Annotated in this window: 24 protein-coding genes; 16 read left to right on the plus strand and 8 right to left on the minus strand. The window is 56.1% G+C overall.

The window, feature by feature from the left end; genetic code table 11:
- Positions 1 to 2 precede the first annotated feature (2 nt).
- The 5 genes from M2422_RS13930 to coaD all read left to right on the plus strand — a co-directional run bounded on the left by M2422_RS13930 (position 3) and on the right by coaD (position 4,698).
- A complete protein-coding gene (locus M2422_RS13930; protein WP_064673814.1) occupies positions 3 to 1,103 on the plus strand; it encodes a glycosyltransferase in 1,101 nt (366 codons plus the stop codon).
- Positions 1,104 to 1,114: 11 nt separating this feature from the next.
- Positions 1,115 to 2,104 carry a glycosyltransferase gene (locus M2422_RS13935; RefSeq protein WP_064673815.1) on the plus strand — a complete coding sequence of 330 codons (990 nt, stop codon included), beginning with the start codon at positions 1,115 to 1,117 and terminating at the stop codon, positions 2,102 to 2,104.
- A gap of 66 nt (positions 2,105 to 2,170) precedes the next feature.
- Positions 2,171 to 3,445, plus strand: coding sequence for a lipid IV(A) 3-deoxy-D-manno-octulosonic acid transferase (waaA, locus tag M2422_RS13940; protein WP_032661923.1), 1,275 nt, complete (start codon positions 2,171 to 2,173; stop codon positions 3,443 to 3,445).
- Entirely contained in the window at positions 3,445 to 4,215 is a 771-nt protein-coding gene (locus tag M2422_RS13945; RefSeq protein WP_064673816.1) for a glycosyltransferase family 2 protein, read from the plus strand. The genes waaA and M2422_RS13945 overlap by 1 nt, the downstream gene beginning before the upstream one ends.
- Before the next feature lie 3 nt (positions 4,216 to 4,218).
- Positions 4,219 to 4,698, plus strand: coding sequence for a pantetheine-phosphate adenylyltransferase (coaD, locus tag M2422_RS13950; RefSeq protein WP_023334018.1), 480 nt, complete (start codon positions 4,219 to 4,221; stop codon positions 4,696 to 4,698).
- 2 nt (positions 4,699 to 4,700) lie between these two features.
- Here the strand turns inward: coaD and mutM are convergent, their stop codons facing one another.
- The 4 genes from mutM to radC form a co-directional block, all read right to left on the minus strand.
- Positions 4,701 to 5,510 carry a bifunctional DNA-formamidopyrimidine glycosylase/DNA-(apurinic or apyrimidinic site) lyase gene (gene mutM, locus M2422_RS13955; protein ID WP_064673817.1) on the minus strand — a complete coding sequence of 270 codons (810 nt, stop codon included), beginning with the start codon at positions 5,508 to 5,510 and terminating at the stop codon, positions 4,701 to 4,703.
- A gap of 72 nt (positions 5,511 to 5,582) precedes the next feature.
- Positions 5,583 to 5,750: a 50S ribosomal protein L33 gene (rpmG, locus tag M2422_RS13960; protein ID WP_003024094.1), complete on the minus strand. Its 168-nt coding sequence runs from the start codon at positions 5,748 to 5,750 to the stop codon at positions 5,583 to 5,585.
- A 22-nt stretch (positions 5,751 to 5,772) separates the two neighbouring features.
- A complete protein-coding gene (rpmB, locus tag M2422_RS13965; protein WP_002436699.1) occupies positions 5,773 to 6,009 on the minus strand; it encodes a 50S ribosomal protein L28 in 237 nt (78 codons plus the stop codon).
- Between the two features lie 218 nt (positions 6,010 to 6,227).
- Positions 6,228 to 6,896, minus strand: coding sequence for a DNA repair protein RadC (radC, locus tag M2422_RS13970; protein ID WP_064673818.1), 669 nt, complete (start codon positions 6,894 to 6,896; stop codon positions 6,228 to 6,230).
- Between the two features lie 172 nt (positions 6,897 to 7,068).
- Here radC and coaBC point away from each other — a divergent pair, with 172 nt between their 5' ends.
- The 3 genes from coaBC to slmA all read left to right on the plus strand — a co-directional run bounded on the left by coaBC (position 7,069) and on the right by slmA (position 9,433).
- Positions 7,069 to 8,280, plus strand: a complete 1,212-nt coding sequence (gene coaBC / locus M2422_RS13975) for a bifunctional phosphopantothenoylcysteine decarboxylase/phosphopantothenate--cysteine ligase CoaBC (RefSeq protein WP_087823747.1) — start codon at positions 7,069 to 7,071, stop codon at positions 8,278 to 8,280.
- Positions 8,258 to 8,716 (plus strand): dUTP diphosphatase, encoded by a 459-nt coding sequence (gene dut, locus M2422_RS13980; protein ID WP_008502691.1) that lies wholly within the window; start codon positions 8,258 to 8,260, stop codon positions 8,714 to 8,716. Before coaBC ends, dut begins: the two co-directional genes overlap by 23 nt.
- Before the next feature lie 120 nt (positions 8,717 to 8,836).
- Entirely contained in the window at positions 8,837 to 9,433 is a 597-nt protein-coding gene (slmA, locus tag M2422_RS13985) for a nucleoid occlusion factor SlmA (RefSeq protein ID WP_010426428.1), read from the plus strand.
- A gap of 40 nt (positions 9,434 to 9,473) precedes the next feature.
- Here the strand turns inward: slmA and pyrE are convergent, their stop codons facing one another.
- Entirely contained in the window at positions 9,474 to 10,115 is a 642-nt protein-coding gene (pyrE, locus tag M2422_RS13990; protein ID WP_010426430.1) for an orotate phosphoribosyltransferase, read from the minus strand.
- Between the two features lie 67 nt (positions 10,116 to 10,182).
- Positions 10,183 to 10,899, minus strand: a complete 717-nt coding sequence (gene rph / locus M2422_RS13995; RefSeq protein ID WP_010426431.1) for a ribonuclease PH — start codon at positions 10,897 to 10,899, stop codon at positions 10,183 to 10,185.
- A gap of 125 nt (positions 10,900 to 11,024) precedes the next feature.
- Between rph and M2422_RS14000 the strand changes: the two genes are divergently transcribed.
- Together M2422_RS14000 and M2422_RS14005 are read left to right on the plus strand one after the other, a co-directional pair.
- Positions 11,025 to 11,888: a YicC/YloC family endoribonuclease gene (locus tag M2422_RS14000; protein ID WP_023309886.1), complete on the plus strand. Its 864-nt coding sequence runs from the start codon at positions 11,025 to 11,027 to the stop codon at positions 11,886 to 11,888.
- Positions 11,889 to 12,093: 205 nt separating this feature from the next.
- Positions 12,094 to 12,711 (plus strand): trimeric intracellular cation channel family protein, encoded by a 618-nt coding sequence (locus tag M2422_RS14005; protein WP_023334014.1) that lies wholly within the window; start codon positions 12,094 to 12,096, stop codon positions 12,709 to 12,711.
- A 2-nt stretch (positions 12,712 to 12,713) separates the two neighbouring features.
- On the opposite strand, the gene ligB is transcribed toward M2422_RS14005, so the two are convergent.
- On the minus strand, positions 12,714 to 14,384 hold the full coding sequence (gene ligB, locus M2422_RS14010) for an NAD-dependent DNA ligase LigB (protein ID WP_064673819.1): 1,671 nt from the start codon (positions 14,382 to 14,384) through the stop codon (positions 12,714 to 12,716).
- 251 nt (positions 14,385 to 14,635) lie between these two features.
- On the opposite strand from ligB, the gene gmk reads away from it, so the two are divergent.
- Genes gmk through recG form a run of 5 tightly spaced genes read left to right on the plus strand, consistent with a single transcriptional unit; the run spans position 14,636 to position 20,502 of the window.
- Positions 14,636 to 15,259 (plus strand): guanylate kinase, encoded by a 624-nt coding sequence (gmk, locus tag M2422_RS14015; RefSeq protein WP_010426438.1) that lies wholly within the window; start codon positions 14,636 to 14,638, stop codon positions 15,257 to 15,259.
- 54 nt (positions 15,260 to 15,313) lie between these two features.
- Positions 15,314 to 15,589, plus strand: a complete 276-nt coding sequence (gene rpoZ, locus M2422_RS14020; protein WP_000135058.1) for a DNA-directed RNA polymerase subunit omega — start codon at positions 15,314 to 15,316, stop codon at positions 15,587 to 15,589.
- Between the two features lie 19 nt (positions 15,590 to 15,608).
- Positions 15,609 to 17,723: a bifunctional GTP diphosphokinase/guanosine-3',5'-bis pyrophosphate 3'-pyrophosphohydrolase gene (gene spoT, locus M2422_RS14025; RefSeq protein WP_023309883.1), complete on the plus strand. Its 2,115-nt coding sequence runs from the start codon at positions 15,609 to 15,611 to the stop codon at positions 17,721 to 17,723.
- A 4-nt stretch (positions 17,724 to 17,727) separates the two neighbouring features.
- Positions 17,728 to 18,417, plus strand: a complete 690-nt coding sequence (gene trmH, locus M2422_RS14030) for a tRNA (guanosine(18)-2'-O)-methyltransferase TrmH (protein WP_064673820.1) — start codon at positions 17,728 to 17,730, stop codon at positions 18,415 to 18,417.
- Between the two features lie 3 nt (positions 18,418 to 18,420).
- The gene (recG, locus tag M2422_RS14035; protein ID WP_064673821.1) at positions 18,421 to 20,502 is read left to right on the plus strand and encodes an ATP-dependent DNA helicase RecG; all 2,082 of its coding nucleotides are present in this window, start codon (positions 18,421 to 18,423) and stop codon (positions 20,500 to 20,502) included.
- A gap of 2 nt (positions 20,503 to 20,504) precedes the next feature.
- Here recG and gltS read toward each other — a convergent pair whose 3' ends face one another.
- Entirely contained in the window at positions 20,505 to 21,707 is a 1,203-nt protein-coding gene (gltS, locus tag M2422_RS14040) for a sodium/glutamate symporter (RefSeq protein ID WP_064673822.1), read from the minus strand.
- 225 nt (positions 21,708 to 21,932) lie between these two features.
- Between gltS and xanP the strand changes: the two genes are divergently transcribed.
- The gene (gene xanP / locus M2422_RS14045) at positions 21,933 to 23,324 is read left to right on the plus strand and encodes a xanthine/proton symporter XanP (RefSeq protein WP_014881972.1); all 1,392 of its coding nucleotides are present in this window, start codon (positions 21,933 to 21,935) and stop codon (positions 23,322 to 23,324) included.
- Positions 23,325 to 23,389 lie beyond the last annotated feature (65 nt).

The following is a 23,389-nucleotide window of genomic DNA, read 5'->3' on the forward strand; positions in this document are numbered from 1 at the left end:
AAATGCGCATCCTAATGATTATTGATGGTTTACCCGGTGGAGGAGCTGAAAAAACGGTTCTTACACTCTCCCGTGGATTAATAGAAATGGGACATCAGGTCTCTCTATTCTCTCTGCGGAAAGTGTGCGACTACGCCATCCCGGAAGGCATCGATTATCAGGTTGTTCAGGACACATGTAAAAAACCGTGGCGAAAGCTGACGGAAATCCCACGCCGCGCCCAACTGCTGGATCAGGCGATTGAGCGAGCTGAGCGCAGCGGCAAATTTGATGTGGTGTTCTCTCACCTGCACAAAACCGACCGCATTGTGTCGCACTGCCGCGCGCTGGAACGTGATAAAGTCTGGTTCTGCGTGCACGGCATGTTCTCGTTTTCCTATCTTCGCCATCGCAGCGGACTTTCGCGCTGGTTTAAACATCTTAAAATCCGTCATACCTACGAAAACCGCAACGTTGTCGCCGTCTCAGGCGCCGTGTTGACAGATCTTTCCGAGACGCTGGCGCTCAATCTTCGACGCAAAGCGGTTATCCATAATCCTTTCGATATTCCTGAAATTCAGCGTCTGGCGGATGCGCCCTTCGAGATGCAGGGAAAGGATTACATTATTCATGTTGGCCGCTTCCATGAGCACAAACGCCACGACCGACTCTTACGTGCGTTCGCCCTGAGTAAAATTGACACAACGCTGGTCATGATGGGCAATGGATCTGACGCTCAAATTCAAAAACTCAAGCAGCTTGCTGCCGAGCTGGGTATTGAAAACAAAACGGTTTTCCGCCCGTTCGAGTCCAATCCCTATCCCTGGATTAAAGGGGCACGCCTTTTAGTGTTAAGTTCTGACTGCGAAGGTTTTGGTAATGTGCTGGTCGAAGCCATTATCTGCCAGACGCCACCGGTCAGTACAAATTGCCCCGGAGGCCCTGCCGAAATCCTCACCGGCGCTTTAGCGCGCGGGCTGGCAGAGTTAAATGACGAGTCACTGGCAAAAACGCTGGCGGATATTTATACCGCCCCACCGGTCGTTGGCGATACAACCATCGCGTCGTTCGGTATCAATGCCATTTGCCAGCAATATATTGCTCTGGTCGACAATCAAAAATAATCAGGTTTCTTATGCAAAATTCAGCCCCATTGTTAAGCGTGGTGGTTGCCGTTTATAACGGTGAAGCTTTCCTGGATCAGTTCTTTACCTGCCTTGTCAATCAACGCATCGACAGCATGGAAGTCATCATTGTCAATGACGGCTCTACTGACCGCTCGATGGAGATCGTCGAAAACTGGCGAGAAAAACTGCCGCAGCTGCAGGTCATAGAACAGCAAAACCAGGGCGTATCCATCGCGCGTAACACCGGTCTGGCCGTTGCGACGGGTCAATATCTCTCTTTCCCGGATATTGATGATGTCTTTAAACCCGGCATGTACCAGCGCCTGCTGGATATGGCCGTCACGCAGGATCTGGATGTCGCCACCTGTAACGGGAACTACGTCTGGGAGAATAACAAGAAACCCTCGCGCCCGATCTTCCCTGAAGACAAACTGGCTTCGACAGGGGTCATGGCTGGCCCTGCGTGGTTAAAAATGGCGCTGGACTCTCGTAAATTCCTTCACGTCACCTGGTTGAACATCTATCGCCACGACTTTATCCGTACACACAATTTCCATTTCGAACCCGGCCTGCGCCATCAGGATATTCCGTGGACCACCGAAGTGCTGCTCGCGGCAGAGCGGGTTCAGTACACCAGTGAACGTTATTACGACTACTACATTCACTCTGCATCGGTGTCCCATATGCCGGACAATGACGACACGCTGATTCGTTCCGCGCGTCACTACATGAAAATCCTGCAGATGCTCGACGCCATCAATCAGCGCTACCCGGATAAAGTGAAAGGGATCCCTGCATGCCACTGGCAAATTGCCAAAGAGGGCCTGGGCATTATTCACACCTTCGACAACATGAAGGATGAGAAGAAGAAATCAATGATTATTAAAGAGTTCTTCGAAACAGGCATCTGGAAACTCATCTGGAAAAGTGCAAAAAGTCCGCGTCTGCGCTGGCGGCTGGGTCGACGTTATTTCCGTTTGAAACGGTATCTGGCATAAGAGATAGCTTTACCTGGCCTAAATGCTTAGAATTTGCCCGCCGAAACTAAAAAAACGGATAATCGCTTGGAATTGTTGTATACCGCTCTGCTCTACATCATTCAGCCACTGGTGTGGCTGAGACTGTTGCTTCGTAGCCGGAAAGCGCCTGCGTATCGTAAACGCTGGGCTGAACGCTATGGCTTCTGCCGCAATAAAGTCGTACCGGACGGTATTTTGCTGCATTCCGTTTCTGTCGGTGAAACGCTGGCGGCGATCCCGCTGGTTCGCGCCCTGCGTCACCGCTACCCTTCGCTGCCAATCACCGTCACGACGATGACGCCGACCGGCTCGGAGCGCGCGTTATCCGCTTTCGGTAAAGACGTGCAGCACGTTTATCTGCCTTACGATCTGCCCTGCGCCATGAATCGTTTCCTGAATACCGTTCGCCCGAAGCTGGTGATCGTGATGGAAACCGAACTGTGGCCGAATATGATTTCCGCCCTGCATGCCCGTAAAATCCCGCTGGTCATTGCCAACGCCCGCCTTTCAGAGCGCTCGGCGAAAGGTTACGGCAAGCTGGGTAAGTTTATGCGCCGCCTGCTGAGCAAAATTACGCTGATTGCCGCGCAGAACGAAGAGGATGCGGCACGCTTTATCGCGCTGGGCCTGAAACGCAACCAGCTTGCGGTAACGGGCAGCCTGAAATTTGATATTTCCGTTACCCCTGAGCTCGCCGCCCGTGCGATCACGCTGCGTCGCCAGTGGGCCCCGCGTCGTCAGGTCTGGATTGCCACCAGTACTCATGATGGCGAAGAAGAGATCATTCTGCAGGCTCACCGCAAGCTGCTGGAAAAATTCCCTGATTTACTGCTGATCCTCGTGCCTCGCCATCCGGAGCGTTTTAAAGATGCCCGTGAAATGGTGCAGAAAGGCGGCTTCAGCTTCACGCTGCGCAGCAGCGGTGAAATTCCTTCCGGCAGCACCCAGGTGGTGATTGGCGATACGATGGGCGAGCTGATGCTGCTGTACGGAATCGCTGACCTCGCGTTTGTCGGTGGCAGCCTGGTCGAACGCGGCGGTCATAACCCGCTGGAGCCGGCAGCCCACGCCATTCCGGTGCTGATGGGGCCGCACACGTTTAACTTCAAAGATATCTGCGCGAAATTACAGCAGGCCGATGGTTTAATTACCGTGACCGATGCGGATTCGGTGGTTAAAGAGGTATCGACCCTTCTGACTGACGAAGATTATCGCCTGTGGTACGGGCGTCATGCCGTCGAAGTGCTGCACCAGAACCAGGGCGCACTGACCCGACTGCTGCAGCTTCTGCAACCTTATCTGCCTCAGCGGAGCCACTGATGTCAACGCGTCTGTCGGTCGTTATGATCGCCAAAAACGCCGCCGACCTGCTTCCGGATTGCCTGGCGTCGGCTGCCTGGGCTGACGAGATAGTCATTCTTGACTCCGGAAGTACGGACAACACGGTGGACGTTGCCCGGGCAGCGGGCGCAAAAGTCTTTGTCGACGCTGACTGGCAGGGCTATGGCATCCAGCGCCAGCGCGCGCAGGGGTATGCCACAGGTGATTATGTCCTGATGCTCGACACCGACGAACGCATCACGCCTGAGCTTCAGCAGGCCATTCAGGCGGTGATTTCCTCGCCCCAGCCTGGTGCCGTATACAGCATTGCCCGCCGCAACTACTTCCTTGGCCGTTTTATGCGCCACAGCGGCTGGTATCCTGACCGCGTGATGCGCCTCTACGAGCGCGAGCGGTATCAATACAACGACAATCTGGTGCATGAATCCCTGAGCTGCGATAGCGCCCAGGTCATTCCCCTGACGGGCGATTTGCTGCACCTGACCTGCCGTGATTTCGCGAGCTTCCAGCGTAAACAGCTCAACTATGCCACCGCATGGGCTCAGGAGCGTCACCAGCGCGGCAAGAAGGCCTCGCTGACGGGTATCTTCACCCACACGCTGGGCGCGTTCCTGAAAACGCTGCTGCTGCGTGGTGGCGTCCTGGACGGCAAGCAGGGCTGGTTACTCGCGGTTGTGAATGCCCAGTATACTTTCAACAAATACACCGAGCTGTGGGCGCTCTGCCGCGGCTACTCAGAGAAAACGTGAGCCATGAGCACAAAAGCGATTTATCCGGGTACCTTCGATCCGATCACCAACGGTCATCTTGATATCATCACCCGTGCGGCGTGCATGTTCGACAAGGTGATCCTGGCCATTGCCGCCAGCCCCAGCAAAAAGCCGATGTTTGATCTCAACGAGCGCGTACAGCTCGCCACCGATGCCATTTCGCACCTGCCGAATGTTGAGGTGGTCGGGTTTAGCGACCTGATGGCAAACTTCGCCCGCGCTCAGCAGGCCAATATTCTGATCCGTGGTTTACGCGCGGTGGCAGACTTCGAGTACGAGATGCAGCTGGCGCACATGAACCGCCACCTGATGCCGGAGCTGGAGAGTGTGTTCCTGATGCCCTCCAAAGAGTGGTCGTTTATCTCTTCCACGCTGGTAAAAGAGGTGGCGCGTCACCACGGCGATGTCACCCATTTCCTGCCGACTAACGTCCACCAGGCATTGATGGAAAAGCTAAAGTAGCCCTATTTCTGGCACTGACGGCAGTAAAACGTGGCGCGCTGGGCGTGCTTCGTGGCAATCACTGGCGTGCCGCAGACTCTGCACGGTTCGCCTTTCCGGCCATACACCTGCAGCTCCTGGGCAAAATAGCCCGGCTTGCCGTCACTTTGCAGGAAGTCCTTCAACGTTGTCCCGCCCTGCTCAATCGAGCGAAGTAATACGGCTTTAATCACCCGGACCAGCAGCTCGCACTCCTGCGCCGACAGCGAAGAGGCCAGCCGATCGGGATGGATCCCCGCCGCAAACAGCGATTCGCTGGCGTAGATATTCCCCACGCCGACCACCAGCTTGTTATCCATCAGCCAGGGCTTAATCGGGCTTTTCTTCTTCGCACACTTCGCCTTGAGGTATTCCGCGTTAAACGCGTCTGAGAGCGGCTCCGGGCCCAGATGCGCCAGCACGTTATGCCCTTCCAGCTCCTTCGTCCACAGCCACGCGCCAAAGCGCCGTGGGTCGGTGTAACGGAGCACTTTGCCGTTGTTCATCACCAGATCGACGTGGTCGTGCTTTTCCGCAGGCAGTTCTTCGGTAAGAATGCGCAGGCTCCCGGACATTCCCAGGTGGATAATAATCCAGCCGTCGGGCAGTTCCAGCAGCAGGTATTTCGCGCGACGCTGTACGCTAAGGACGGGTTTATCGCTCAGGGCATGGATCTCATCGGACACCGGCCAGCGCAGACGTCCATTGCGGACCACCGCGTGAAGAATCGTCGCGCCGACCAGATGGGGCTCAATGCCGCGACGGCTGGTTTCTACCTCAGGTAATTCAGGCATAGTTCCTCCGTTGAGATGCAGAATGCAAAAAACCCCGCAGTTGCGGGGTTTTTCGATACAAGGAATCTAAAATTATTTGATTTTAGCTTCTTTGTACAGTACGTGCTGACGTACAACTGGATCGAACTTTTTCAGTTCCAGTTTTTCCGGCTTAGTACGTTTGTTCTTCGTGGTGGTGTAGAAGTGACCTGTACCAGCAGAAGAAACCAGCTTGATTTTCTCGCGAATACCTTTAGCCATGATTTATTTCCTCTTTAAGTACTTAGTACTTTTCGCCACGGGCACGCAGTTCGGACAGAACTGTATCGATGCCTTTCTTATCGATTACACGCATACCTTTAGCAGATACGCGCAGGGTGACAAAACGCTTCTCGCTCTCAACCCAGAAACGGTGAGAGTGCAGGTTCGGCAGGAAACGGCGTTTAGTCGCGTTCAGTGCGTGGGAACGGTTGTTACCGGTCACCGGACGCTTGCCAGTAACTTGGCAGACTCGGGACATGTCTATTCTCCAAAAATCAAATTAGCTCGAGCTTCGTATGGGGTATCGGCGCCTCGTCAGGCTTTACAGCCCGGTCATCGCATAGTTCTAAGTGAACTCTCGATTGCCAGGCCCAAATGCCAAACCCGAGATTCTCAAAGGTGGCGTAGTATACGCTGACTCGGCGGTGTGCTCAAGTCCCGAACAGACAAAGATCCCGATGGATCGCGAGAAATAGCCTAAATCCAGCCATGTTCTGCGAAAGAAATGTACTCACCGCGGCCAATTATCAAATGGTCCAGCACACGAATGTCCATGAATTGACAGCATTTGATAATGCGTTCGGTGATTTCTTTGTCCGCTCTGCTCGGTTCTGCACAGCCAGAGGGGTGATTATGCGCGAGGATCACGCCCGCTGCATTCACTTTTATCGCTTCCCGCACAATTTCACGCGGATGCACCTCAACGTGACTCAATGTGCCCGCAAAGAGACAGCTATGTTTCAGCACCCGATTTCTGTTATCGACAAAGATCACCATAAAGATCTCGCGTTCGATATCGGTTAACTGGCTTTGCAGGAATTCGCGCGTCATTTCAGGCGTCAGGATCGGATCTTCCTTCTCCATGCGGACATTGTAAAAACGGCGGGCAAGTTCAGCAATGCCCCTCAGCTGGGCATATTTCGCCACGCCAATTCCCTCAACGTGCTTAAACTGCGCCATATCGGCGGTCAATAAACCGTACAGCGAACCGAAATGTGCGATCAGCTCTTTTGCCAGCGTAAATACCGTTTTTCCGGGCGTTCCGGTACGTAAAAAGAGCGCCAGCAGTTCATCGTCTTTTAACAGGGTGACGCCATAGCGCAGCAGTTTTTCGCGCGGCAGCAGCTCCTCATCCTCTTCTTCCATGCTCTTTCTCCCCTTTTTAACCTCATGCTGCCACAGGCCAATCCGTCGCTCGACAGCCACATTGCGTTCTTGCGTAGCGCCTCGCAAAGTGGACGAAGGACAAAATCACCCCGCTTTGGGGATTGTGATAAAATGCCCGCTCTCTGGTGAAACCCAACAGGAAAGAATCATGATGAGCCTGGCCGGTAAAAAAATCGTTCTTGGCGTGAGCGGCGGCATTGCTGCTTATAAAGCGCCGGAGCTGGTGCGTCGTCTGCGCGAGCGCGGAGCTGACGTGCGGGTCGCGATAACCGAAGGCGGTAAAGCCTTTATCACTCCCCTGAGCCTGCAGGCCGTTTCAGGATACCCGGTATCTGACAGCCTGCTCGATCCGGCCGCCGAAGCCGCGATGGGCCATATTGAGCTGGGAAAATGGGCAGACCTGGTTATCCTCGCTCCCGCCACGGCTGATTTAATCGCTCGGGTGGCAGCCGGTATGGCAAACGACCTGGTCTCCACCATTTGTCTGGCCACCCCTGCGCCTGTTGCCGTCGTTCCTGCCATGAACCAGCAGATGTACCGTAACGCGGCCACCCAGCACAATCTGGAGACGCTGGCCTCACGCGGCCTGCTTATCTGGGGTCCGGACAGCGGCAGCCAGGCCTGCGGCGACGTTGGCCCGGGCCGCATGCTTGACCCGCTGACGATTGTTGATATGGCCGCAGCCCATTTTTCGCCTGTCAACGATCTGCAACATCTCAACATCATGATTACCGCGGGCCCCACGCGCGAGCCGCTGGATCCGGTGCGCTACATCACCAACCACAGCTCCGGCAAAATGGGCTTTGCGATTGCCGCCGCCGCCGCAAGGCGTGGCGCGAACGTCACGCTGGTGAGCGGCCCGGTATCGCTGCCTACCCCTGCGTTTGTGAAACGAATTGACGTGACCACCGCGCTGGAGATGGAAGCCGCCGTGCAGGCACATGCGCAAAGCCAGCAGATTTTTATCGGCTGTGCGGCCGTCGCAGACTATCGTGCCGAGACGATCGCCGAGGCTAAAATTAAAAAGCAAGGCGATGAATTAACACTAAAAATGGTGAAAAACCCGGACATTGTTGCCGGCGTCGCCGCACTAAAAAGCCATCGTCCATACGTTGTTGGGTTTGCCGCAGAAACGAATAATGTGGAAGAATATGCCCGGCAAAAACGTACCCGCAAAAACCTCGATTTGATTTGCGCGAACGACGTATCGCTGGCCACACAAGGATTTAACAGCGACAGCAACGCACTGCACCTTTTCTGGCAGGATGGAGATAAAGTCTTACCGCTTGAGCGCAAGGAACTCCTGGGCCAACAATTACTGGACGAGATCGTTACCCGTTATGATGAAAAAAATCGACGTTAAGATTCTGGACCCGCGTGTTGGCGAGCAATTCCCGCTGCCAACCTATGCCACCTCCGGCTCTGCCGGTCTTGACCTGCGCGCCTGTCTCGATGACGCCGTAGAACTGGCTCCGGGTGCCACTACCCTGGTTCCAACTGGCCTGGCAATTCACATTGCTGACCCGTCTCTGGCAGCAGTGATCCTGCCGCGTTCTGGTCTGGGCCATAAGCACGGCGTTGTGCTGGGTAACCTGGTCGGCCTGATCGACTCCGACTACCAGGGTCAGCTGATGGTCTCCGTCTGGAACCGCGGTCAGGACAGCTTCACCATTGAACCTGGCGAACGTATCGCCCAGATGGTCTTTGTACCGGTGGTACAGGCAGAATTTAACCTGGTGGCAGACTTTGACGCCACCGACCGTGGCGAAGGCGGCTTCGGCCATTCCGGGCGCAAATAACGGCCCGAAAGACACGTATCTCACAGCGTCATAATGCAATAACAAACCGCAAACGCCCGTTTGCGGTCGCTGTGTGGATGCCAGCCTGGCAAGTGCTTATTTTCAGGGGTATTTTGTAACATGGCAGAAAAACAAACCGCGAAAAGGAATCGTCGCGAAGAAATACTTCAATCTCTGGCTCTGATGCTTGAATCCAGCGATGGCAGTCAACGCATCACCACCGCTAAACTGGCCGCCTCTGTAGGCGTGTCTGAGGCGGCGCTGTACCGTCATTTCCCGAGCAAGACCCGGATGTTCGACAGTCTGATCGAGTTTATTGAAGACAGCCTGATTACGCGCATCAACCTGATTCTGAAAGACGAAAAAGACACGACCGCGCGTCTGCGTCTGATTGTGCTGTTAATCCTGGGCTTCGGTGAACGCAATCCGGGCTTAACCCGTATCCTCACCGGCCACGCGCTGATGTTTGAACAGGACAGACTGCAGGGCCGCATTAACCAGCTTTTCGAGCGGATTGAAGCGCAGCTGCGCCAGGTACTGCGCGAAAAGAAAATGCGTGAAGGCGAAGGTTACACCATTGATGAAACGCTGCTGGCGAGCCAGATTCTGGCGTTTTGTGAAGGGATGCTCTCCCGCTTTGTGCGTAGCGAATTCAAATACCGTCCAACGGACGATTTTGACGCCCGCTGGCCGTTAGTGGCTGCTCAGTTGCAGTAATCCGTAAGCCCGGTAAGCGTAGCGCCACCGGGCAATTTAATTACACCCCGAACTCTTCCCGGTACGCACGTACCGCCGCCAGATGGTCCGCCATCTCAGGCTTCTCTTCCAGATACGCAATCAGGTCTTTCAGGGTGATAATCGACGTCACTTTGCAGCTGTAATCGCGTTCGACTTCCTGAATAGCGGAAATTTCACCGCGACCACGCTCCTGACGATCCAGAGAAATCAGCACGCCAGCAAGCGTCGCACCGTTGGCCTGAATAATCTCCATCGATTCACGGATCGCCGTACCCGCGGTAATCACGTCATCGACCAGCATGACGCGACCCTGCAGCGCGCTGCCGACCAGATTCCCGCCTTCGCCATGGGTTTTGGCCTCTTTGCGGTTAAAGCAGTACGGCACGTCGCGGTCATGGTGTTCCGCCAGCGCCACCGCGGTGGTGGTCGCAATCGGAATGCCTTTATAGGCCGGGCCAAACAGCAGGTCAAAATCAATCCCGGAATCCACCAGCGCTTCGGCATAGAAACGGCCTAACAGTGCCAGATCGCGCCCGGTATTAAACAGCCCGGCGTTGAAGAAATAGGGACTTTTACGCCCGGATTTCAGCGTAAATTCGCCAAACTTAAGTACCTGCTTGTTAAGCGCAAACTCAATAAACTGGCGCTGATACGATTTCATGGATTTGCTCCTTTGGTTTTTCTGTCTTACAGGCAAAAAAAAGGCGACTCATTGGTCGCCTTTAAAATCAATTTTCTAACGCCGCTTTCTGCGTCGTTACAATGGATTCGATTCCCCCTCGGGCTAACGCCAGCAGGGAGAGAAGCTCTTCGTGGGTGAACGGCTCGCCTTCCGCCGTGCCCTGCACCTCAATGATGCGACCGTCTTCTGTCATCACCACGTTCATGTCGGTTTCGGCTGCGGAATCTTCAACGTATTCCAGATCGCAAAGCGCTTCGCCGTTAACGATACCGACAGAAACCGCCGCAACCATGCCTTTCATTGGGTTGGTTTTCAGCTTACCGGCAGCAACCAGCTTGTTCAGGGCATCGGCCAGCGCTACGCAGGCACCGGTAATGGACGCGGTACGCGTGCCACCGTCAGCCTGAATCACGTCGCAGTCCAGCGTGATGGTGAATTCGCCGAGGATTTTCAGGTCAACGGCGGCGCGCAGCGCACGCGCGATCAGACGCTGAATCTCCATGGTACGGCCGCCCTGCTTACCCTTTGCCGCTTCACGGGCATTACGGGTATGGGTCGCACGCGGCAGCATGCCGTATTCTGCGGTGATCCACCCCTGGCCCTGACCTTTCAGGAAGCGCGGAACGCCTTCTTCGATGGAGGCGGTGCACAGCACTTTAGTGTCACCAAACTCAACCAGCACGGAGCCTTCAGCGTGTTTTGTATAGTTACGGGTCAGGGTGACGGGACGCACCTGATTGGCGCTACGGCCTGATGGACGCATGATGGATTCTCCGGCTTGAAACGAATGTGGCTGCGCATTATACGGATAAAGGACGCTTATTCCTATCCTGAGAAGCCCCCGAAAGCTATAATCCCCCCATCTCTCCTTTAAAAACGGGAATCTCTATGATCCGCAGTATGACCGCCTACGCCCGGCGTGAAATCAAGGGTAGCTGGGGCAGCGCCACATGGGAAATGCGCTCGGTAAACCAGCGTTACCTGGAAACGTATTTCCGTATGCCGGAGCAGTTCCGCAGCCTTGAGCCTGTCGTACGTGAACGTATCCGTACGCGTCTGACGCGCGGAAAAGTGGAATGTAACCTGCGCTTTGAGCCTGATGCGAGCGCACAGGGCGAGCTCATCCTCAACGAAAAACTGGCAAAACAGCTCGTGAATGCGGCGAACTGGGTCAAAATGCAGAGCGATGAAGGCGAAATCAACCCGGTTGATATTCTGCGCTGGCCTGGCGTCATGGCCGCCGGTGAGCAGGATCTGGACGCCATTGCCGCTGAAATCCTGGCAGCTCTCGACGGCACGCTGGACGACTTTATCGTTGCCCGCGAAACCGAAGGCCAGGCGCTGAAAGCGATGATTGAGCAGCGTCTTGAAGGCGTGAGCACCGAAGTTGCCAAAGTCCGCACCCATATGCCAGAAGTGCTGCAATGGCAGCGCGAGCGCCTTGTCGCCAAACTGGAAGAAGCGGAAGTTCAGCTGGAAAACACCCGCCTGGAACAAGAGCTGGTGCTGATGGCGCAGCGTATCGATGTCGCTGAAGAGCTGGACCGTCTGGAAGCGCACGTTAAAGAAACCTACAACATTCTGAAGAAAAAAGAAGCTGTGGGCCGCCGTCTGGACTTTATGATGCAGGAGTTCAACCGCGAGTCGAACACCCTGGCGTCTAAGTCGATCAATGCAGAAGTGACGAATTCAGCGATTGAGCTGAAAGTGCTGATTGAACAGATGCGCGAGCAGATCCAGAACATCGAGTAATGCCTTTCGGGTGGTGTCGAATGCACCACCCATTACTATTTCTAAACCATCTCAACGCCCATTTTGTCGCTTTACCGCCTTTCATCAAGCCTGCTCAATATAGCTTGATAAAAATTTATAGGGCAAACTGACTCGCCTTAGAAAATCTCAATCGTGATCTTGCGCACAAATCGCTAACCTCCCCCGCGTTCACACCGGAGGGTATATGCTGCTTCACATCCTTTATCTCATTGGCATCACCGCAGAAGCCATGACCGGCGCGCTTGCCGCCGGACGTCGCCGTATGGATACCTTCGGCGTAATCATTATTGCTACCGCGACCGCGCTGGGTGGCGGTTCCGTGCGCGATATTCTGCTTGGCCATTACCCGCTCGGCTGGGTTAAACACCCTGAATACGTGATTATCGTGGCAACGGCCGCCGTGTTAACCACCATCGTGGCGCCCGTTATGCCCCATCTTCGCCGCCTGTTCCTGGTGCTTGATGCGCTGGGGCTGATCGTCTTTTCGATAATCGGTGCGCAAATCGCGCTCGATATGGGGGAAGGACCGGTTATCGCCACCATCGCCGCCGTGGTCACGGGCGTATTCGGCGGTGTGCTGCGAGATATGTTCTGCAAACGCATCCCCCTGGTCTTTCAAAAAGAGCTGTATGCCGGCATCTCCTTTGCGGCAGCGGTGCTCTATATCGCCCTGCAGCATTACGTTTCAAACCATGATGTGGTGGTCATCTCAACGCTGCTGTTTGGCTTTACGGCCCGCATGCTGGCGCTGCGTCTGAAGCTCGGGCTGCCCGTTTTTCATTACAAACACAGCGCCCACTAGCTTCAGAACCCGTTGATGTGCTGTTCAGCGAGCCATTTCGCCAGCACATCAATCTGAGGCGCGTGAATCCAGTTAACGATTTGTCGCGCTTTCTCCTCTCCCGTTCCCGGCAGGGTCTGCCAGTCCTTAGCGTTGCGCCCGCTCATCTTTTGCCACGATATGTCTCCCATCGCCTTCAGCGAAGCCTGGGTCAATGGCACACCCATTGCCATGAGCCAGCGGATAAACGGCTTCTCGCGCACCAGATTAAATCGGTGCCAGAGCGCCAGCCCGCGTGCTGAGGAAAAACCCGGTGTAGCCTGCAGCTGCGCCTGCGTTAATAACAGCCATGAAAAGAGATGTTCAAAATGATGCGCCTGCCAGATGGCCCGCCATGATGACTCGCCTACTCCTTCAATATCAAGTACCTGCTTTGAACTGAGCCAGGTTAGCCGGGCAAAGAACTGCTCCATACACTCCGGCGAAGCATAGAAACAGCTAAGAGCATGATAGCGTGAGGCCGGAGGCTCTGGTTTATGTCTGTCCGTTCCGCGCCAGAGCACCTTATCAAACCGGGGGATACCCTGCCCGGCCAGGCTGATCTGTATCTGATCCCCCGGAGCAATATCCAGACTCTGCCAGCGCCCAACCGAGCCCAGACTCACCCGCTGCACCTGTTTATCATCCAGTTGCACGGGTTCCAGCGCTGCTACAACGGAAATTTTGCCCGTGCGCCCCACGGAAAAATGAATATCACTCACCTCAGCGACTTGGGCTGCGGGAGGATATTTCCACGCGACAACCCAGCTGCCTTCTCCCGGTAACCACTCTTCGCCCGCAGGTTCATCCTCCGAACGCACCACAATGCCATCCGTGGCAAAGGGTAATGCGGTCACGTGCCAGACCGCGCGCTGCTTCTCGACGGCATCGACAGATTCGGCGGGTAGCGTGTACCGTGCCGACAGCGTAAAACCGGCCTGAGACAGTTCAGCTAAAGAGGTACGCATATCTTTCGGTCCGTCCGGCCAGGCCCAGATGAATACGCCGATCTTGCTTAATAGCGCGTTATCCTTTTGCCGCATCATCGCCCCCGCCACCTTGGCGCGAGCGTTCATTCCGCCCATCTGGTTCTGAATGTGGTTGTCGCGTAACCAGTAAAGCTCGCCCTGCAAGACGCTATTCGCCAGCGCGCCGGTGAGCTTTTGCGGAACCGACGGGATTAAACGCACCTTATCGGTCCAGTCTTCCCCTTTGAGGCCATCACCGCGACTGATAGCCTGGGTTAACTTTCCGTTGCGATAGACCAGCGTCACCGCCACACCGTCAACTTTTGGTTGCAGCCACAGATGTTGTCGGGTACGCATCCACTGTCTCAACTCCTCTTTGCTGGCCACTTTATGTACGCCCGTATGGGCAACGGGATGTTTTACGCTTCCCGCCAGCGCCGGGAGTTTCTCTTCTGAAGGCTCACCGCCAAAACAGCGCTGCCACTGCGTTAATCGCCCGTGAAGCTGGTCGTAAACCTCGTCGTTGATCTCGCTCACGCCCTGCTTCCAGTAAGCCTCATCCCAGCCTTTGATTTGGGCGCTTAACGACGCCATCTCTTTTTCTGCTTTTGCCTGCGACCACACCGGACACACCGCCGCGCCAGAGCCACACCACAACAGCATTAACCCGCTTATCCATCGCCACATCGCTACCCCTCCTTTGCATTGCAGGAGGTATACCCGGATGCCTGAAACAACGCTAACGACAACGTTTCACAATGCGAGACGCTATCCGGTGTTTCTTTTGGTTGCTGAAAACCACAGATAAAACCTGAAAACGGCACGCAAAATTCAATAATCCAGGGGAAAAAGTGTGACAAAGGCTACGTCACACGGCGGTGACGTGTATAATAAGCCCGTATGTAGGACTTCTTCGTTAACACATACAAAAGACTCTCATGGCTCAAGGCACGCTTTATATTGTTTCTGCCCCTAGTGGCGCGGGTAAATCCAGCCTTATTCAGGCACTGTTAAAAACCCAACCGTTGTACGATACACAGGTTTCTGTTTCTCACACCACGCGAGCGCCGCGTCCGGGTGAAGTGCACGGTGAACACTATTTCTTTGTGGATCACGACGAATTCAGAGCGATGATCGGCAGAGACGCGTTTCTTGAACACGCTGAAGTATTTGGTAATTACTACGGTACCTCGCGTGAAACCATTGAGCAGGTTCTGGCCACGGGCGTGAATGTGTTCCTGGATATCGACTGGCAGGGCGCACAGCAAATTCGTAAGAAAATGCCTGATTCGCGCAGTATCTTTATTTTACCGCCATCGAAAGATGAGCTGGATCGCCGCCTGCGTGGCCGCGGTCAGGACAGCGAAGAAGTGATCGCAAAGCGTATGGAACAGGCTGTTGCAGAAATGAGCCATTACGCGGAATATGATTACCTTATTGTGAATGATGATTTTGATGCCGCACTGAGCGATCTCAAAACCATTCTTCGTGCAGAACGTCTGCGTATGAGCCGCCAGAAGCAGCGACATGACGCATTAATCACCAAACTGTTGGCAGACTGAACCCACTTTCAGTATCATGCCCAGTCATTTCTTCACCTGTGGAGCATTTTAAGTATGGCACGCGTAACTGTTCAGGACGCTGTAGAGAAAATTGGTAACCGTTTTGACCTGGTGCTGGTCGCCGCGCGTCGCGCTCGTCAGATGCAGGTAGGCGGTAAAGATCCGCTGGTACCGGAAGAAAACGATAAAACCACCGTTATTGCACTTCGCGAAATCGAAGAAGGTCTGATCAACAACCAGATCCTCGACGTGCGTGAGCGCCAGGAGCAGCAAGAGCAGGAAGCCGCAGAACTGCAGGCCGTAACCGCTATTGCTGAAGGTCGTCGTTAATTAAACCTGCGGGTCGCCCTTGTATCTGTTTGAAAGCCTGAATCAACTGATTCAAACCTACCTGCCTGAAGACCAGATTAAGCGTCTTCAGCAGGCGTATCTCGTTGCACGTGACGCTCACGAGGGCCAGACACGTTCAAGCGGTGAACCCTATATCACGCACCCGGTAGCGGTGGCCTGTATTCTGGCCGAGATGAAACTCGACTACGAAACGCTGATGGCCGCTCTGCTGCATGACGTGATCGAAGATACCCCTGCCACTTATCAGGACATGGAACAGCTGTTTGGCAAAAGCGTTGCCGAACTGGTGGAAGGGGTCTCCAAGCTTGATAAGCTGAATTTCCGCGACAAGAAAGAGGCGCAAGCCGAAAACTTCCGCAAGATGATTATGGCGATGGTGCAGGATATCCGCGTCATTCTCATCAAACTCGCTGACCGTACCCACAACATGCGCACGCTGGGCTCACTTCGCCCGGATAAACGTCGCCGCATTGCCCGTGAAACCCTCGAAATCTACAGTCCGCTGGCGCACCGTTTAGGTATTCATCACATTAAAACCGAGCTGGAAGAGTTGGGTTTTGAAGCGTTGTACCCGAACCGCTATCGCGTGATTAAAGAGGTGGTGAAAGCCGCACGCGGTAACCGTAAAGAGATGATTCAAAAAATCCTCTCGGAAATTGAAGGGCGCTTACAGGAAGCGGGAATTCCGTGCCGCGTCAGCGGTCGCGAAAAACATTTGTACTCCATCTACTGCAAAATGGTGCTCAAAGAGCAGCGTTTTCACTCGATCATGGATATCTACGCCTTCCGCGTAATTGTCCACGACTCGGACACCTGCTATCGCGTGCTGGGGCAGATGCACAGCCTCTACAAACCGCGTCCGGGCCGCATGAAAGATTACATCGCCATTCCAAAAGCGAACGGCTATCAATCTTTGCACACCTCGATGATCGGGCCACATGGCGTACCTGTTGAGGTGCAAATTCGCACCGAAGACATGGACCAGATGGCAGAGATGGGTGTTGCCGCACACTGGGCGTATAAAGAGCACGGTGGCGAAAGTAGCACGACCGCACAAATCCGCGCCCAGCGCTGGATGCAAAGCCTGCTGGAGCTTCAGCAGAGTGCGGGTAGCTCGTTTGAATTTATCGAGAGCGTTAAATCCGATCTCTTCCCGGATGAGATTTACGTTTTCACCCCAGAAGGTCGCATTGTCGAACTGCCTGCGGGCGCAACGCCGGTCGACTTCGCTTACGCCGTGCATACCGATATCGGGCATGCCTGCGTCGGCGCGCGTGTCGACAGACAGCCTTATCCGCTGTCTCAACCGCTCTCCAGCGGCCAGACGGTAGAAATTATTACCGCGCCGGGCGCGCGTCCGAACGCGGCCTGGCTGAACTTTGTCGTGAGCTCCAAAGCACGCGCCAAAATTCGCCAGCTGCTGAAAAACCTCAAGCGCGATGATTCCGTCAGCCTGGGGCGTCGTCTGCTCAACCACGCGTTGGGCGGTAGCCGTAAGCTGGCTGAAATTCCGCAGGAGAACGTCCAGCGTGAGCTGGAGCGCATGAAGCTTGCGTCGCTTGACGACCTGCTGGCAGAGATTGGCCTCGGCAACGCCATGAGCGTGGTGGTGGCGAAGAATCTGCAGCAAGGCGACACGACAGCGGTGCCTGCAACCACGCAAAGCCACGGACACCTGCCGATTAAAGGCGCAGACGGGGTGCTGATCACCTTCGCAAAATGCTGTCGTCCAATTCCTGGCGACCCGATTATTGCGCATGTCAGCCCGGGTAAAGGGCTGGTTATCCACCACGAGTCCTGTCGTAACATTCGCGGCTACCAGAAAGAAGCCGAGAAGTTTATGGCGGTCGAGTGGGATAAAGAGACCGCGCAGGAATTTATCACCGAAATTAAGGTGGATATGTTCAACCATCAGGGTGCCCTGGCGAACCTGACGGCAGCGATCAACACGGCTTCATCCAACATTCAGAGCCTGAATACGGAAGAAAAAGATGGCCGCGTGTACAGCGCCTTTATTCGTCTGACCGCCCGCGACCGCGTGCATCTGGCGAATATTATGCGCAAGATCCGCGTCATGCCGGACGTGATTAAAGTCACCCGAAACCGAAACTAGGTTTATGAATTCACAACGTTATGCACGTATCTGCGAAATGCTCGCCAGGCGTCAGCCTGACCTGACGGTCTGCATGGAGCAGGTGCATAAACCTCATAACGTCTCTGCTATCGTCCGTACCGCAGATGCCGTCGGTGTGCATGAAGTGCACGCCGTCTGGCCGGACGGCCGTATGCGCAATACGGTCTCGGCGGCGGCAGGCAGCAACAGCTGGGTGTCTGTCAAAAATCATCACACCATTGGCGAAGCCGTATCGCACCTGAAAGGGCGCGGGATGCAGATCCTGGCCACGAACCTGTCCGCTAAAGCCGTAGATTTCCGCGAGATCGACTACACCCGACCGACCTGCATTTTGATGGGTCAGGAGAAAACCGGGATCACCCAGGAAGCGCTGGATCTGGCGGATCGTGACATCATCATTCCGATGATCGGCATGGTCCAGTCTCTCAACGTCTCCGTGGCGTCCGCGCTCATTCTGTATGAAGCGCAGCGCCAGCGTCAGAACGCCGGGATGTACGAGCGCAGCAACAGCATGCTGCCGGAAGATGAGCAGCAGCGCCTGCTGTTTGAAGGTGGTTATCCGGTGCTGGCTCGCGTTGCGAAGCAGAAAAAATTGCCTTACCCACACGTCAACGCGCAGGGCGAAATAGAAGCCGATGCCGAGTGGTGGGCCACCATGCAGTACGCCGGGTAAGCGATGAAAGGCCGCCTGCTGGATGCCATCCCGCTTAACAGCCTGACGGGCGTGGGCGCGGCGCAAAGCAATAAGCTGGCAAAAATTGGCCTGCACACCGTGCAGGATCTCCTGCTTCATCTCCCCCTGCGTTACGAAGACCGCACCCAGCTCTACAAGATTGGCGATCTTCTTCCCGCCATTTACGCCACCGTTGAAGGCGAAGTCCTGAACTGCAACATCACCTTCGGCGGACGCCGGATGATGACCTGCCAGATCAGCGACGGCACCGGCATTCTCACCATGCGTTTTTTCAACTTCAGCGCGGCGATGAAAAACAGCCTGGCGACGGGTCGCAGGGTGCTGGCCTATGGCGAAGCCAAACGCGGGAAATACGGCGCAGAGATGATCCACCCGGAGTACCGCGTGCAGGGCGATCTCAGCACGCCGGAAATGCAGGAGACGCTCACTCCGGTTTACCCGACGACCGAAGGCATCAAGCAGGCGACGCTGCGCAAGCTCACCGATCAGGCGCTGGAGCTGCTGGATACCTGCGCCATTACCGAGCTGCTGCCGCCCGAACTGGCGCAGGGCATGATGAGCCTGCCCGAGGCGCTGCGCACCCTGCACCGCCCGCCGCCAACGCTGCAGCTTAGCGATTTAGAAAGCGGCCAACACCCCGCACAACAGCGTCTTATCCTTGAGGAATTACTGGCACATAACCTGAGCATGCTGGCGCTTCGCGCGGGCGCGCAGCGTTTCCACGCTCAGCCGTTAAGCAAGAATGATGCACTCAAAGATAAGCTGCTGGCCTCTCTGCCGTTTAAACCCACCGGCGCGCAGGCGCGCGTCACCGCCGAAATCGAACGCGATATGGCGCTCGACGTGCCGATGATGCGCCTGGTTCAGGGCGACGTGGGCTCCGGTAAAACGCTGGTTGCCGCCCTGGCGGCCCTGCGCGCGATTGCTAACGGTAAACAGGTGGCGCTAATGGCGCCGACCGAGCTGCTGGCCGAACAGCACGCCAACAATTTCCGCGCCTGGTTCGCGCCGCTCGGGATTGAAGTGGGCTGGCTTGCCGGGAAGCAAAAAGGCAAAGCTCGCCTTGCGCAACAGGAGGCTATTGCCAGCGGGCAGGTGCAGATGATTGTCGGCACGCACGCCATCTTCCAGGAGCAGGTGCAGTTTAACGGTCTTGCGCTGGTGATAATCGACGAGCAGCACCGCTTCGGCGTGCATCAGCGTCTGGCATTATGGGAGAAAGGCCTGCAGCAGGGCTTCCACCCGCACCAGCTGATCATGACCGCTACGCCGATCCCACGCACCCTGGCGATGACCGCCTACGCCGATCTGGATACCTCCACCATCGACGAACTGCCGCCGGGCCGTACCCCGGTCACCACGGTCGCCATTCCCGACACGCGCCGCAGCGATATCATCGACCGCGTGCGCAACGCCTGCACTCAGGAAGGGCGTCAGGCCTACTGGGTCTGTACGCTGATTGAAGAGTCTGAACTGCTGGAAGCGCAGGCTGCCGAAGCCACGTGGGAAGAGCTTAAGCTGGCGCTGCCGGAACTGAACGTGGGTCTGGTTCACGGACGCATGAAGCCCGCCGAAAAACAGGCGGTGATGCAGTCGTTCAAACAGGGTGATTTGCATTTGCTGATCGCCACCACGGTGATCGAAGTCGGCGTGGACGTCCCTAATTCCAGCCTGATGATCATCGAAAACCCGGAGCGTCTCGGCCTTGCCCAGCTCCACCAGCTGCGCGGGCGCGTCGGCCGCGGCGCGGTTGCGTCCCACTGCGTACTGCTCTACAAAGCGCCTCTTTCCAAAACCGCCCAGATGCGTCTGCAGGTGCTGCGCGACAGCAACGACGGTTTTGTGATTGCGCAAAAAGACCTGGAGATCCGCGGCCCGGGCGAACTGCTGGGCACGCGTCAGACGGGTAACGCGGAATTCAAAGTAGCCGATTTACTGCGCGATCAGGCCATGATCCCCGAGGTTCAGCGCCTCGCCCGCCATATTCATGAACGCTACCCCGAACAGGCGGCAGCGCTAATTGAGCGCTGGATGCCGGAAACCGAGCGCTACTCCAACGCCTGATTTCAGGCAAACATCGGCAGCATCAGGTACAGCTTGATCACCAGCGCGTTGACGATATCAATAAAGAAGGCGCCAACCATCGGGACCACCAGAAACGCCATGTGCGATGGCCCGAACCGTTCTGTGATCGCCTGCATATTGGCGATAGCCGTTGGAGTGGCCCCCAGACCAAACCCGCAGTGACCCGCCGCCAGCACCGCCGCATCGTAGTTTTTGCCCATCATGCGCCAGGTCACGAACATGGCGTACAGCGCCATAAACAGCGCCTGTACCGCCAGAATCGCCACCATCGGCAGCGCCAGCGAGGCCAGCTCCCACAGCTTAAGGCTCATCAGCGCCATCGCCAGAAACAGCGACAGGCAGACATTGCCGAGCACCGATACCGCCCGTTCAAACACGCGGTAGAAGCCCATCAGCGCCAGACCGTTGCTCAGGATCACCCCGATAAACAGTACGCAGACAAACGTCGGCAGTTCAAACGCGGAACCCGCAAGCCATTGCGCAACCACTTTGCCCACGGTCAGGCAGATGGCGATCGTCGCGATAGTTTCAATCAGCACCAGCGAGGTGATGCTGCGGCCAACGTCCGGCTTTTCGAAGGCGGTCGGCACCAGCTCATCGTCCGGCCTGCCGTTCGGCGTGGTGGAGTGCTTAACCAGATACCGCGCCACCGGGCCGCCAATCAGGCCACCCAGCACCAGGCCAAAGGTCGCACAGGCCATCGCCACTTCCGTCGCGTTTTCAAACCCGTAGCGCTCGATGAACAGCTTGCTCCACGCGGCCCCGGTTCCGTGACCGCCCGAAAGGGTAATCGACCCCGCCAGCAGACCCATCAGCGGATCCAGCCCCAGCAGCGTTGCCATGCCGATGCCAATGGCGTTTTGCATCAGCAGCAGCCCCACCACCACAATCAGGAATACGCCTAGCACCTTACCGCCCGAGCGCAGGCTCGCCAGGTTGGCGTTCAGGCCGATAGTGGCAAAGAAGGCCAGCATCAGCGGGTCTTTCAGGGACATATCAAAATCGATTTCCCAGTCCATGCTTTTTTTCAGTATCAGCAGGGCCAGCGCCACCAGCAGGCCACCGGCGACAGGTTCAGGAATGGTGTATTTCTTCAGAAGGGAAACGCTATGTACCAGCTTGCGACCAAGCAGAAGAACCAGCGTTGCGGCAACAAGGGTCGACAACGTATCGAGATGAATCATAAAAGGCTCCTGTTATGCGCGTGTTCCATACACACGCGGCGTTATCCTGGGCCGGTTTGCGCTCTTCATGAGCCCCCGGCGCAAAAAGTGTAATTTTTTTTCCCCACGCGTTGTAGAAAACCTGCTCACAGCGGCAGATTTTCTTCCCTTTTTTTGCTGGCAATCGTTTGCTTTTACCAGGTGGTCAGATAAAATGCCCGCTTTTCCACCGTGGGATTGCCGCCGATGTCCGTTAACACCATAGAGTCGCCTGATGCGCAACCGATTGCGCAGAAGCAAAATAGCGAACTGATTTACCGCCTTGAGGATCGCCCGCCGCTGCCGCAAACGCTTTTCGCCGCCTGCCAGCATCTTCTGGCGATGTTTGTTGCGGTGATCACCCCGGCGCTGCTGATTTGCCAGGCGCTCGGTTTACCGGCGCAGGACACGCAGCACATTATCAGCATGTCTCTCTTCGCCTCCGGCGTGGCCTCGATTATTCAAATTAAAGCGTGGGGGCCGGTGGGGTCGGGATTATTGTCGATTCAGGGCACCAGCTTTAACTTCGTGGCACCGCTTATCATGGGCGGTACGGCGCTAAAAACCGGCGGTGCGGATGTCCCAACCATGATGGCGGCGCTGTTCGGCACCCTGATGCTGGCCAGCTGTACGGAGATGGTCATCTCCCGCGTTCTGCATCTGGCTCGCCGCGTCATCACCCCGCTGGTTTCCGGCGTGGTGGTGATGATTATCGGGCTGTCGCTGATTCAGGTGGGCCTGACCTCCATCGGCGGCGGCTATGCCGCAATGAGCGACCACACCTTCGGCGCGCCGAAAAACCTGCTGCTGGCGGGGGTCGTGCTGGCGATCATTATTCTGCTTAACCGCCAGCGAAATCCTTACCTGCGCGTCGCCTCGCTGGTGATCGCCATGGCGGCGGGCTACCTGCTGGCGTGGGCGCTGGGCATGCTGCCGGAGAACACCGCGCCGACCAACAGCGCGCTGATCACTGTCCCCACGCCGCTGTACTACGGTCTGGGCATTGACTGGGGCCTGCTCCTGCCGCTGATGCTGGTCTTTATGATCACCTCTCTGGAGACCATCGGCGATATCACCGCTACCTCCGACGTCTCCGAGCAGCCGGTGTCCGGACCGCTGTATATGAAGCGTCTGAAAGGCGGCGTGCTGGCGAACGGCCTGAACTCGTTTGTCTCTGCGGTATTCAACACCTTCCCGAACTCCTGCTTCGGCCAGAACAACGGCGTGATCCAGCTGACCGGTGTGGCCAGCCGCTACGTCGGTTTTGTGGTGGCGCTGATGCTGATCGTCCTCGGCCTGTTCCCGGCGGTAAGCGGCTTTGTGCAGCACATTCCTGAGCCGGTGCTGGGCGGCGCAACGCTGGTAATGTTCGGGACCATCGCGGCCTCCGGCGTGCGTATCGTCTCCCGCGAGCCGCTGAACCGCCGCGCGATCATGATTATCGCGCTGTCGCTGGCCGTCGGTCTGGGTGTTTCCCAGCAGCCGCTGATCCTGCAGTTTGCGCCTGACTGGGTGAAAAACCTGCTCTCTTCCGGCATTGCCGCGGGCGGTATCACCGCTATCGTTCTGAACCTCGTTTTCCCGCCTGAAAAGAACTGATCCTCTTCACGGCAGGCAGCCAATGCCTGCCGTGACATCTAATTACACCATTCCCGCCTTGAGGA

It is taken from the genome of Enterobacter sp. SLBN-59, assembly GCF_024807915.1.
Classification (GTDB): domain Bacteria; phylum Pseudomonadota; class Gammaproteobacteria; order Enterobacterales; family Enterobacteriaceae; genus Enterobacter; species Enterobacter asburiae_B.

Excerpts from the sequence above, each read along its gene's own strand:
- M2422_RS13930 (WP_064673814.1), top strand. The coding sequence starts at position 3 with ATGCGCATCCTAATGATTATTGATGGTTTACCCGGTGGAGGAGCTGAA.
- M2422_RS13935 (WP_064673815.1), top strand. The coding sequence starts at position 1,115 with ATGCAAAATTCAGCCCCATTGTTAAGCGTGGTGGTTGCCGTTTATAAC.
- M2422_RS13945 (WP_064673816.1), top strand. The coding sequence starts at position 3,445 with ATGTCAACGCGTCTGTCGGTCGTTATGATCGCCAAAAACGCCGCCGAC.
- coaD (WP_023334018.1), top strand. The coding sequence starts at position 4,219 with ATGAGCACAAAAGCGATTTATCCGGGTACCTTCGATCCGATCACCAAC.
- mutM (WP_064673817.1), bottom strand. The coding sequence starts at position 5,510 with ATGCCTGAATTACCTGAGGTAGAAACCAGCCGTCGCGGCATTGAGCCC.
- rpmG (WP_003024094.1), bottom strand. The coding sequence starts at position 5,750 with ATGGCTAAAGGTATTCGCGAGAAAATCAAGCTGGTTTCTTCTGCTGGT.
- rpmB (WP_002436699.1), bottom strand. The coding sequence starts at position 6,009 with ATGTCCCGAGTCTGCCAAGTTACTGGCAAGCGTCCGGTGACCGGTAAC.
- radC (WP_064673818.1), bottom strand. The coding sequence starts at position 6,896 with ATGGAAGAAGAGGATGAGGAGCTGCTGCCGCGCGAAAAACTGCTGCGC.
- coaBC (WP_087823747.1), top strand. The coding sequence starts at position 7,069 with ATGAGCCTGGCCGGTAAAAAAATCGTTCTTGGCGTGAGCGGCGGCATT.
- dut (WP_008502691.1), top strand. The coding sequence starts at position 8,258 with ATGATGAAAAAAATCGACGTTAAGATTCTGGACCCGCGTGTTGGCGAG.
- slmA (WP_010426428.1), top strand. The coding sequence starts at position 8,837 with ATGGCAGAAAAACAAACCGCGAAAAGGAATCGTCGCGAAGAAATACTT.
- pyrE (WP_010426430.1), bottom strand. The coding sequence starts at position 10,115 with ATGAAATCGTATCAGCGCCAGTTTATTGAGTTTGCGCTTAACAAGCAG.
- rph (WP_010426431.1), bottom strand. The coding sequence starts at position 10,899 with ATGCGTCCATCAGGCCGTAGCGCCAATCAGGTGCGTCCCGTCACCCTG.
- M2422_RS14000 (WP_023309886.1), top strand. The coding sequence starts at position 11,025 with ATGATCCGCAGTATGACCGCCTACGCCCGGCGTGAAATCAAGGGTAGC.
- M2422_RS14005 (WP_023334014.1), top strand. The coding sequence starts at position 12,094 with ATGCTGCTTCACATCCTTTATCTCATTGGCATCACCGCAGAAGCCATG.
- ligB (WP_064673819.1), bottom strand. The coding sequence starts at position 14,384 with ATGTGGCGATGGATAAGCGGGTTAATGCTGTTGTGGTGTGGCTCTGGC.
- gmk (WP_010426438.1), top strand. The coding sequence starts at position 14,636 with ATGGCTCAAGGCACGCTTTATATTGTTTCTGCCCCTAGTGGCGCGGGT.
- rpoZ (WP_000135058.1), top strand. The coding sequence starts at position 15,314 with ATGGCACGCGTAACTGTTCAGGACGCTGTAGAGAAAATTGGTAACCGT.
- trmH (WP_064673820.1), top strand. The coding sequence starts at position 17,728 with ATGAATTCACAACGTTATGCACGTATCTGCGAAATGCTCGCCAGGCGT.
- recG (WP_064673821.1), top strand. The coding sequence starts at position 18,421 with ATGAAAGGCCGCCTGCTGGATGCCATCCCGCTTAACAGCCTGACGGGC.
- gltS (WP_064673822.1), bottom strand. The coding sequence starts at position 21,707 with ATGATTCATCTCGATACGTTGTCGACCCTTGTTGCCGCAACGCTGGTT.
- xanP (WP_014881972.1), top strand. The coding sequence starts at position 21,933 with ATGTCCGTTAACACCATAGAGTCGCCTGATGCGCAACCGATTGCGCAG.